A 9,734-nucleotide genomic window follows, 5' to 3' on the forward strand; every position below is an offset into this window, starting at 1 on the left:
TGCCGGCCTGGCTCGATGCCGGGCCGGGCGCCGATCCGCTCAAGGCCGGCGCCGCGCTGGCGCCGTATCAGGGCGAGCTGCGCGAACTCGGCCTGGACAATCTGTTGATGCACGGCAGCGAACGCTTGCCGGGCGGCGCCACCTTCTTTGCGCTGTTCGGCATGCCGCACCGGCCGCGGCCGCGCCACGCGTATTTCCTCGAGCTGCTGCTGCCGTATCTGCACCTGAGCTTGCAGCGCATCAACCGCCAACAGGCGCAGGCGCGCGCCGGCGCGCTGGCGCGGCCGGTCAGCGCGCGCGAGGCGGAAATCCTGCACTGGGTGCGCGAGGGCAAGAGCAATGACGAGATCGGCCTGATCCTCGGCATCAGCGGCCTGACCGTCAAGAACCACCTGCAACGGGTGTACCGCTTGCTGGGCGTGTCCAACCGCGCGCAAGCCATCACGCGCGGCATGGTGCTGCAATTGTTCGACCGGCCGCCGCAACCGCTGGCGCGCGCGGCCTGAAAAAAAACGCCGCACCTCGCGGTGCGGCGTCGCAGACCCGGCCCGAGGGCGCGCTTACTTGCTGCTGGTGAACAGGCGCGTCGCCTTGGCCGTGCCTTTGGCCAAGGGGATCGGGCTGTTGGTTTCCACCAGCACGGCGGTGGCGCCGACCGGGTTGCCGGTCGGATCTTTCAGCTGCACGCCGCCGAGGTAGCGGTTGCCGCTGGCCAGGCCGGACCAGGTGGTGGCCACGGTGGCGCTGCCGCCGGCATACACCTGGCTGGGCAGCAGCACTTTCAGGTTGCCGCCGGTATCGGCCGTGCTGACCACCGCCGACGACAGCTTGAAGGTGGTCGAGACGCCGTTGGCGGGCGCGTAGCCGAGCACGCACACCTTGTAGCTGCCGGCCGGCGGCGCGGTCAGCAGGATCGCTTCGTTGGAGCCGTCCGAGGCCGAGTAGTCGACCAGCTGACCGTTGCCGGTCAGCAGCAGCATGTCGATGTCCTCATGGCCCGGCGCGCCGGTGTCGGCGTCGAACAGTTCAAACGAGGCGGCCACGGTGCTGGCCGGGAAGGTGAACGGCACCAGCGTGGTGCCGGTGGCGCCGCTGTTGCAGGCGGCCTGCATGTCGGCAATGCTGCCGACGCTGGTGGTCAGGCGCGCCACGCTCAGCGCGCCGCTCTTGGTGATTGCCTTCAGGCCGGCGGTACTGGCGCTCATGCGGCCGGCGAAGCCGGTGGTCACGCTGAACATGACGTTGCCGCTCGGCTTGATGCTGGCGACGACGACCGGCGCCACCAGCGGCTTGCCGCTGCGCGCGGTCAGCGGGATGCGCACCACGTGCTTGCTGCTGCTCAGGGTCACGTCGCCGTACTGCCATACGTTGTCCGGCGCGCTGCCGCGTGTCAGCGTGACGCTGAAGCTCTTGGTCTCGCCCGGTCCCACGGCCAGCGTGGCGGGCGAGGCGCTGACGGTGTAGCCGCTCAGGGTCGGCGCGATCGCATAGCTCTCGGCCTCGCCGCTGACGTTGGTCACGCTGCGGCTGACGGTGATGCTGCCCAGCACGTTGTTGAGCGTGATCGATGGCAGGTTCAACGCATAACCGGCCATGGTGCCGGCACTGCATTCGCTGCTGTAGCCGGCGCCGCACAGGTATTTCTTGTAGTCGTTCGGGCCGAGGTCGAACACCAGGCCCGGATCGTCGGCGCCGCCGGCATTGTAGGCCTTGCCGTCGGCGCGATGGATCACGCTGCCGGTCGGGTTGATGTGGCCGGCGCCCTGGGCGAACGGCAGGATGCCGCGCTGGTCGCCGCTGGCGGTGTCCGGATAGGTCGGGGTGGCCGAGGTCATCAGTGCCGACTTGATCGCCGCCGGTGACCAGTCGGGGTGGCGCTGGTGCAGCAGCGCGGCCACGCCGGCCACGTGCGGCGAGGCCATCGAGGTGCCCTGGTACAGGTTCCAGGCCGGGTCCGGCCGCAGGGTGCCGTTGATGACGTTGGCCTTTTGGGCGGCCGTCAGCTCGGGCGTGACGCCGGCCAGGATGTCGACGCCGGGGGCGGTCACGTCCGGCTTCAGCACGTTGCCGTCGAAGCTGTTCGGGCCGCGCGACGAGAAGCTGGCCATGACCGGCGCCGGCGTGCTGCCGACCGCGTTGACGAAGTGGCTCAGGCCGGCGGTGCCGGTCTTGCTGGCGGCATAGGCCTTGATCAGCGCGCCATCGGCGGCGCTCACGTGCACCGTCGGCACCGAGTGGATTTCCGCCACCAGGCCGCCGCCGTTGTCGACCATCACCATGCCGACGCCGCCGGCCTCGGCCACCGCGCGGCTCTTGTCGATACGGTCGTTGGTGCCGCGCACGCAGGTGACGATCTTGCCGCTGACCTTGGCCGGGTCGAGCACCGCCACGCCGCCGTTCCAGCCCTTGCTGTAGCACAGCTGCACCGCGCCCGGCGCGGCGCCGGCCACCGCCGCGTCTTCGGAGCGGATGATCGGGGTGTTGTCCGGCAGCGGGTTGATGTTGAGCGAGGCGCCGCTGTAGGTGACGCCGCTGCCGAGCTTGACGTCGGCCTTGAGGAAGCGGTTGTGGGTCGAGGCGCCGACCGTGGTCAGCCACGGGCTCAGGTGGCCGGCCGACGGCGCCGGGCCATCGTTGCCGGCCGAGGCGGCCACGAACAGGCCGGCGTTGCTGGCGTGCAGGAACGCTTGTTCGACCACGTCGTTGAGCACGGTGCCGCCGCCGATCGAGTAGTTCAGCACGTTGGCGCCGTCGAGGATGGCGCGCTCGATGGCGGCGGCGCTGTCCGAGCCCCAGCAGCGGTTCAGCGCGCCGGTCGGGTCGCTGGCGTCGTTGTACGACCAGCACACCTTGTACATGGCGATGCGCGCGCGTGGCGCCATGCCGGACACATTGCCCATCGGGATGCCGCTCAGCTGCGCCGGCACGTTGTTGTTGCCGCCGGCGGTACTGGAGGTGTGGGTGCCGTGGCCGCCATGGCCGAGGGTGCCGCCGATCGAGTCGCGCGGCGAGGTGAAGTCGGTCCAGTGCTGGACCAGGCCCTGGGCCTTGAAGCCGGTGTTGAAGTAGCGTGCGCCGATCAGCTTGTTGTTGCAGTCGGCCACGGTGAAGCCTTCGCCGGTCTGGCAGGTGCCGTTCCAGTTCTGCGGTGCGCTGTAGGCCAGCGTGGCGTTCGGATCGAAGGTCGGCACGCCGTTGGCGTCGACGCGGTCGGCATAGGACGGGTTTTCCGGCCAGATGCCGCCATCGATGATGCCGATCACCACGTTTTCACCGGCCTTGTCCTTGCCGCCCATCTGCGCCCACAGGCCATTGGGGCCGTCCAGACCGAGGAAGGTCGGGGTGTAGTTGGTGGTCGGCGCGCGCGGGGTGTCGGCGGTGATCGAGGCCACGCCGCTGTTGGCTTGCAGGGTGCGCACCTCGTCATCGGTCAGCATGGCGGCAAAGCCGTTCAGCGCGATCTGGTAGTCGTACAGGATGGGCGCGGACGGCACCGCGGCCTTGACCGTGGCCTGTTTGTGCACCAGGTAGTCGGTGTACAGGTTGACGGCGCTGGTGTCGAGCACGATGCGCTGGCCGGCCGGCGGCTGGGTGGCGGCCAGGCCGCTGACGCCGCCGGTGTACGAGGCCACCGGCTTGTCGGTCAGTTGCACGATGTACGGGCGGCGCACGTCGTCGGCGTGGGCGATTTGCAGCAGGCTGCCCAGCAACAGGGTGACGGCGGCGGAAATCGGATGGAGTTTCATATTGTCGTCTCCTGTTTCAAGCTTGGCGGCGGCGGGTGATGGCGCCCACAGCTAGCAGGCCGGCGCCGAGCATCAGCCAGGTCGATGGCTCCGGCACGGCCGCGGTGGTGGCGATATTGTCGAGCGCGAACTGGCCGCGGTTGCTGTTGAATACAGTGCAGCTCGAGGCTGCCGGGGTATCGCAGGCAAAGGCGAAGGCAATAAACTCGACAAAGTCGGTGTTGGCGAAGGCGCCTGTGGTGACCTGGTGGGCGAAAGCAAAGCCGTCGGCGCCGGGGCCAGCCAGGACAAAGTCCTGGCTAAGCGAATTGCCCAGCGCCGTGAAGCCCTGGATGCGCAGCACGCCGGCGCGACCGGCGGGGAAAGTGCCGGTGTCGTAGTTGCCGATAAAGCTGGCATCGAAGGACTGGATGCGGAAACTGCTGCCGCTGGTGTGGAAGATGTCGATCACGCCATCGTTCAGCGAGGCCAGGTATTTGCTGGAATTCGAGGCGCTGGTCGGGCAGGCCAAGTTCCAGCAGGCGCCGGCCACATCGCTGCCGTCCACCACCGAAGCCACCAGGTCGCCGGCCTCGCCCTTCGGGGCGTTGGTAAAGGCGCCGACATAGAAGCCATTGGAAACGAACACGTCACTCAGGGTCGGCCCGCCGACCGGGTCGTAGCTGCCGATCGGCCCCAGCGGGGCGGACTCGAAATCGATCACCGCGCCGGCGTAGGCAGACGGCGCCCCCGCCAGTGCCAGGACTCCCAGCGCGGCGTAAGCGAGGTGCTTGAAAGGGGTAAGGCTCAATGCTCGATACCGCTCAACACAGTGTGTCATTTGAATACCCTTTGGATTGAGTGCTTGTTCAAGTCCGCCGGCGCCCGGCGGGCTGCGTGTTTTCCGATGGCTCGGTATCAAAAAGTCTAGCAATAACGACACTGTGATGGTAAAAATTTTAACGTTGATTGTTTAAATTGAATCAACTTTCATCGTATTAAATTTGGTTTCCGCTACGTCGGCTTGCCAATTGCGGGTGTACGCAAAACACAACGGCCGTTGTAATTTATGAACAAGCGACATGAAACCCGCTAAAGTGTTGAGCAATCTTAATTGCAAGTTACATAATTGGGCGGATATCGCGCGCCGAGGTGAAGAAAAGATTGTCTGCTATGCAAACCGCATGGTAGCCTCTGACTTCGTGCCGGCAAGTTGGAAACGCAAAGGAGTTTTTGGAATGGAAGTTGCAAAGCGTCACGGCGCTCACAAGGCGGCCGGCTTTACTCTGTTGGAATTGTTGGTAGTGATCGTGATCATCGGCCTGCTGGCGGCCTATGTCGGTCCGAAGTATTTCTCACAGCTGGGCAAATCGGAAGTGACGATCGCCAAGGCGCAGATCGAAGCGTTTGAAAAGTCGCTGGACACTTTCCGCCTCGATGTCGGCCGCTATCCGACCACCGACGAAGGCCTGAATGCGCTGGTGACGGCGCCACCCACCGCAGGCGCCAAATGGAACGGTCCGTACCTGAAGAAGGGCATTCCGCCCGATCCATGGGGCCACCCGTACCAGTACAAGGCGCCGGGCAGCAAGGCCGAGTTCGAGATCACCTCGCTGGGCCGCGACGGCCAGCCGGGCGGCAGCGGCGAAGACGCCGACATCAGCTCGCAATAACCCATAGCCGCCCACGAAAGCGTTCATGCAGTTCGACGTACGCACCTTGTCGGCCGATATGGTCATCTCCCATCTGGTGATCGATGGCCGCGATGAGGCCGACGCGCGCCGCCAGGTCGAGGCGCGCGGCCTCTTTGTCAGCGCCATCGCGCCGGTGCGCGGCGTGCGCAAGAAACGGCGCGGCAAGGGGCTGTCGCTGGTGCTGTTCAGCCAGGAACTGCTGGCGCTGCTCACCGCCGGTCTCGGCATCGTCGAAGGCCTGGAAGCGCTGCTGGAAAAGGAAGCCAGCCCGGCCACCCGGACCGTGCTGGAGCGGCTGCTGGCCGGCCTGCGCGAGGGGCAGCGCTTTTCCGCCGTGCTGGCCGAGCAGCCGGACCTGTTCCCGCCGCTGTACGTCGGCATCGTCAAGGCCGCCGAGGGCACCTCCGACCTGCCGCGCTCGCTGGCGCGCTACATCGATTACCAGCAGCGCATCGACGTGGTGCGCGCCAAGCTGGTGTCGGCCGCGATCTATCCCTGCATCCTGCTGCTGGTCGGCGGCGGCGTCAGCATGTTCCTGATCGGTTACGTGGTGCCGCGCTTTGCCGAGGTCTACCAGGGCGCCGGCCGCAACCTGCCGTGGCTGTCGCAGCAGATGCTGAACTGGGGCCAGTTCGCCAGCCAGCACACGCTGGCCATGCTGGCCGGCGTGGCCGTGGCGCTGGGCGCGCTGGCGCTGGGCGTGCGCCACCTGCTGGCCAACGGCGGCATCGGCCGGCTGCTGGGCAAGCTGCCCGGCATCGGCGAGCGCGTGCGCATTTACGAGCTGTCGCGCCTGTATCTGACGCTGGGCATGCTGAGCGAGGGCGGCATCACCATCGTGCACGCGATCGAGACCGTGCAGGGCATGGTCTCGGCCGGCATGCGCCAGAATTTGCAGGCCGCGCGCGCCGACATCGAATCGGGGCTGCCGCTGTCGTCGTCGTTCGAGGCGGCGCACCTGACCACGCCGATCTCGCTGCGCATGCTGCGCGTGGGCGAGCGCACCGGCGACATGGGACCGATGCTGACCCAGTCGGCGGCCTTTTACGACGGCGAAATCAGCCGCTGGATAGAACGCTTCACGCGCACTTTCGAACCGCTGCTGATGGCGGCCATCGGCCTGGTGGTCGGCGCCATCGTGGTGCTGTTGTATATGCCGATCTTCGATCTGGCGGGAGACATGTCATGACGGCCGTGCAGGCGATCGATACCGCGGTGGTGGCGCGCGCGCGCCACCTGCGCCAACAATCCAAGCGCACCCTGGTCGAGGAGCTGGAGGCGCTGACCGGCAGCGAGCCGCGCCTGCTGGTGCGCGCGCTGGCGCAGCCGTTCGGCATGACGGTGCTGGAGACGGTGGACATGCTGTCCTACGAGCCGGCCTGGGATCTGCTGCCGCTGTCGCAGGCGATGGCGCGCGCCTGCGTGCTGTTGCGCGCGGCCGACGGCGCCGAAACGACGGTGATCGGCGTGATCGCCGATCCGTTCGACCTCGATCTGCAGACCTGGCTGGGCACGCAGGCGCGCGCCACGCCGGCGGCGCCGCTGCTCACGCGGCTGGCGCTGCAGGCCGACATCCAGGCGTATCTGTCCAAGCAGGAGGAATCGGCGCGCGCCACCGACTCGCTGCTGCCCGGCGCCAGCGAGGGCCGGCGCGACGGCAAGACGGCGGCGGTGCTGTCGTTCGCCTCGGTGTCGGAAGCGGCCAGTCCGGCCGTGCGGCTGGTGAACTCCACGCTGTACGACGCGCTCAAGGCCGGCGCCTCCGACATCCACCTGGAAAGCACGGCCGGCGGGCTGGCGGTCAAGTACCGCGTCGACGGCGTGCTCGATCATGCCACCGCCGTCAACGGCATCGACGTGGCCGAGCAGATCATCTCGCGCATCAAGGTGTTGGGCGAGCTCGATATCGCCGAGCGCCGCATCCCGCAGGACGGCAGCTTCCGCGTCGAGTCGAACGGCCGCGAGATCGATTTGCGCGTCTCCATCATGCCCAGCATCCACGGCGAGGATGCGGTGATCCGTATCCTCGACAAGCGCGCCATGATCGAAGCCTACGGCTCGCTGACGCTGGAGGCGCTGGGCTTCGACGCGCCGTCGCTGGCCACCCTGCGCACGCTGGCGCAGGAAGCCTACGGCATGCTGCTGGTGACCGGTCCCACCGGCTCGGGCAAGACCACCACGCTGTACGCGGCGCTGACCGAGATCCACAATGGCCGCGAAAAAATCATCACCATCGAAGATCCGGTCGAATACCAGCTGCCCGGCATCCTGCAGATTCCGGTCAACGAGAAGAAGGGGCTGACCTTCGCCAAGGGCCTGCGCTCGATCCTGCGCCACGACCCGGACAAGATCATGGTCGGCGAGATCCGCGACCGCGAGACGGCGGAAATCGCCGTGCAGTCGGCGCTGACCGGCCACCTGGTGCTGACCACCGTCCACGCCAACAACGTGTTCGACGTGTTCGGCCGCTTCACCCACATGGGCATCGACCCGTATGCCTTCGTCTCGGCGCTGAACGGCATCTGGGCGCAGCGCCTGATCCGCATCAACTGCCCGCACTGCGCCGCCGAATACACGCCCGACGAGATGGAACTGGCCAGCGTCGGCCTGACGCGCGCCGACGCGCAGGACTACCGCTTCATGGCCGGCAAGGGCTGCGGCGACTGCCGTGGCACCGGTTACAAGGGCCGCCGCTCGATCGCCGAAATCCTGACGCTGAACGACGAGATCCGCGAACTGATCGTCGACAAGCGGCCGATCCGCCAGATCAAGCAGGCCGCCTATGAGAACGGCACGCGCAGCCTGCGCCAGGCGGCGCTGGAACTGGTGCGGCGCGGCGGCACCACCATCACTGAAATCAAACGGGTGACCCTGCATGCTTAAAGCCTTCGGACTATCGCTGCGCATCGATGTGGCGCCGCACGCGGTGAGCGTGCTGCGCGTCAGCCGCTGGCGCGCCGACGCCGTGACGCTGCTGGCGCGGCAAAGCATCGCGCCGTCCGGCGAGCATCCGTTCGACGCCATCGGCAACGCCCTGCGCGCCGTGCTGGGCGAGCTGGAGGTCGGCGGCTGGGCGGCGCAGTTCACCCTGTCGGACGAACTGACGCGCATGTGGCGCGTGACGCCGCCGCCCGGCGCCGCGCGCATGGCCGATCTGGAAGGCGCGGCCGGCTTGCGCTTCCAGTCGCTGTATGGCGAGCCGCCGTCGGCGTGGCGGGTGGCGGCCGACTGGGATGCGGCGCAGCCGTTCTTCGCCGCCGCCGTGCCGCAGCGCCTGCTGGACGTGCTGCAGGCGGTGGCGCAGGACTGCCGCCTGGCCATCGTCGGCATCGCGCCGCGCATCGTCAGCGCCTGGAACCGCTGCCGCCGCGGCGTCAAGGCCGGCGCCTGGTTCGGGCTGGTGCACGAGCAGCTGCTGACGCTGGCCGCCACCGACACCGACGGCAAACGCATCCGCGCGATCCGCCCGTTGCCGATTCCGCCGGACGCCGATCAGGCCTGGCTGACGCGGACGCTGCAGCGTGAAGCGCTGCTGCTGGACATGGCGCCGCCGGCGCTGCTGCAGTTGCACGGCGCGGCGCCGGCGGGGTGGATCCAGCCGCTCGCCAGCGCGTCGCACATTGCTTGCCAGCCGCTGGCCGGGAGCGCGGTATGAAATCCATGCACATCGATTTTGCGCCGCCCGGCGTGCGCCGCAGCCTGTTCCACCTGCACCCGGCCGCGCTGGCGCTGGCCGGCGCCGGGCTGCTGCTGTGCGTGGGCGCGGCGGTCGCCGGCTGGCAGCTGGCGGAACAGCGCGAGGACCGGGCGCGTCAGCTGAAGCATCTGCAGGACCGCGTGGCGGCGATGTCGTCGGCACGGCCGGTGCAGGTGGCCAAGGTGGCGATTCCCGAGGCGCAGGCGCGCTTCGTCAACGGCGCCATCATGCAGCTCAACCTGCCGTGGCGCGAGCTGCAGGACGCGGTGCTGGCGGCGACGCCGCGCAGCGTGGCGCTGGTGGCACTGGAGCCCGATGCGCGCAAGCGCATCCTGAAGATCACCGCCGAAACCAAGGGCAGCGACGACATGGTCGATTACGTCGCCGCGCTGAAGGAGCAGGACAGCTTCAGCGGCGTGATCATCACCCGCCACGAGATCAACGACCAGGATCCCAACCGTCCATTGCGGTTCCAGCTGGAGGCGACATGGCAGGCGCGGTGAACACCAATGTGAACCTGGGTCCGCTGCTGCTGCGCGCGCGCATCGCCGTGCTGCGCCTGGGCGCGCCGCTGTGCCTGACGGCGGCGCTGTGCGCGGCCGGCGCGTTGGCGTGGGC

At 68.0% G+C, this 9,734-nt stretch carries 8 protein-coding genes; 6 read left to right on the plus strand and 2 right to left on the minus strand.

From position 1 onward, the window contains the following. A partial coding sequence (locus tag E4L98_RS22170; RefSeq protein WP_229257512.1) for a LuxR C-terminal-related transcriptional regulator occupies positions 1 to 506 on the plus strand: 506 nt, incomplete at its 5' end. Between the two features lie 54 nt (positions 507 to 560). Here the strand turns inward: E4L98_RS22170 and E4L98_RS22175 are convergent. Further along, positions 561 to 3,746 (minus strand): S8 family peptidase, encoded by a 3,186-nt coding sequence (locus E4L98_RS22175; protein WP_135203715.1) that lies wholly within the window; start codon positions 3,744 to 3,746, stop codon positions 561 to 563. Between the two features lie 16 nt (positions 3,747 to 3,762). After that, on the minus strand, positions 3,763 to 4,536 hold the full coding sequence (locus tag E4L98_RS22180) for an NF038120 family PEP-CTERM protein (RefSeq protein ID WP_205746807.1): 774 nt from the start codon (positions 4,534 to 4,536) through the stop codon (positions 3,763 to 3,765). Positions 4,537 to 4,963: 427 nt separating this feature from the next. On the opposite strand from E4L98_RS22180, the gene gspG reads away from it, so the two are divergent. From gspG to E4L98_RS22205, 5 genes are read left to right on the plus strand one after another with little or no spacing between them, the layout of a single operon-like run. Then, on the plus strand, positions 4,964 to 5,398 hold the full coding sequence (gene gspG / locus E4L98_RS22185) for a type II secretion system major pseudopilin GspG (protein WP_135203717.1): 435 nt from the start codon (positions 4,964 to 4,966) through the stop codon (positions 5,396 to 5,398). Positions 5,399 to 5,423: 25 nt separating this feature from the next. Further along, positions 5,424 to 6,608 (plus strand): type II secretion system F family protein, encoded by a 1,185-nt coding sequence (locus tag E4L98_RS22190; RefSeq protein ID WP_135203718.1) that lies wholly within the window; start codon positions 5,424 to 5,426, stop codon positions 6,606 to 6,608. Then, on the plus strand, positions 6,605 to 8,302 hold the full coding sequence (locus E4L98_RS22195; protein WP_135203719.1) for a GspE/PulE family protein: 1,698 nt from the start codon (positions 6,605 to 6,607) through the stop codon (positions 8,300 to 8,302). Before E4L98_RS22190 ends, E4L98_RS22195 begins: the two co-directional genes overlap by 4 nt. Then, the gene (locus E4L98_RS22200) at positions 8,295 to 9,074 is read left to right on the plus strand and encodes a hypothetical protein (RefSeq protein WP_135203720.1); all 780 of its coding nucleotides are present in this window, start codon (positions 8,295 to 8,297) and stop codon (positions 9,072 to 9,074) included. The genes E4L98_RS22195 and E4L98_RS22200 overlap by 8 nt, the downstream gene beginning before the upstream one ends. Continuing rightward, positions 9,071 to 9,619 (plus strand): hypothetical protein, encoded by a 549-nt coding sequence (locus tag E4L98_RS22205; protein WP_135203721.1) that lies wholly within the window; start codon positions 9,071 to 9,073, stop codon positions 9,617 to 9,619. The genes E4L98_RS22200 and E4L98_RS22205 overlap by 4 nt, the downstream gene beginning before the upstream one ends. The last annotated feature ends 115 nt before the right edge of the window (positions 9,620 to 9,734 follow it).

The organism is Duganella callida (genome assembly GCF_004614165.1).
In the GTDB taxonomy this organism is placed as follows: Bacteria; Pseudomonadota; Gammaproteobacteria; order Burkholderiales; family Burkholderiaceae_D; genus Rugamonas; species Rugamonas callida.

What these genes read in the sequence shown, in the direction of transcription:
- E4L98_RS22195 (WP_135203719.1), top strand. Translation starts at nt 6,605, where the DNA reads ATGACGGCCGTGCAGGCGATCGATACCGCGGTGGTGGCGCGCGCGCGC.
- E4L98_RS22205 (WP_135203721.1), top strand. Translation starts at nt 9,071, where the DNA reads ATGAAATCCATGCACATCGATTTTGCGCCGCCCGGCGTGCGCCGCAGC.
- E4L98_RS22175 (WP_135203715.1), bottom strand. Translation starts at nt 3,746, where the DNA reads ATGAAACTCCATCCGATTTCCGCCGCCGTCACCCTGTTGCTGGGCAGC.
- E4L98_RS22190 (WP_135203718.1), top strand. Translation starts at nt 5,424, where the DNA reads ATGCAGTTCGACGTACGCACCTTGTCGGCCGATATGGTCATCTCCCAT.
- gspG (WP_135203717.1), top strand. Translation starts at nt 4,964, where the DNA reads ATGGAAGTTGCAAAGCGTCACGGCGCTCACAAGGCGGCCGGCTTTACT.
- E4L98_RS22200 (WP_135203720.1), top strand. Translation starts at nt 8,295, where the DNA reads ATGCTTAAAGCCTTCGGACTATCGCTGCGCATCGATGTGGCGCCGCAC.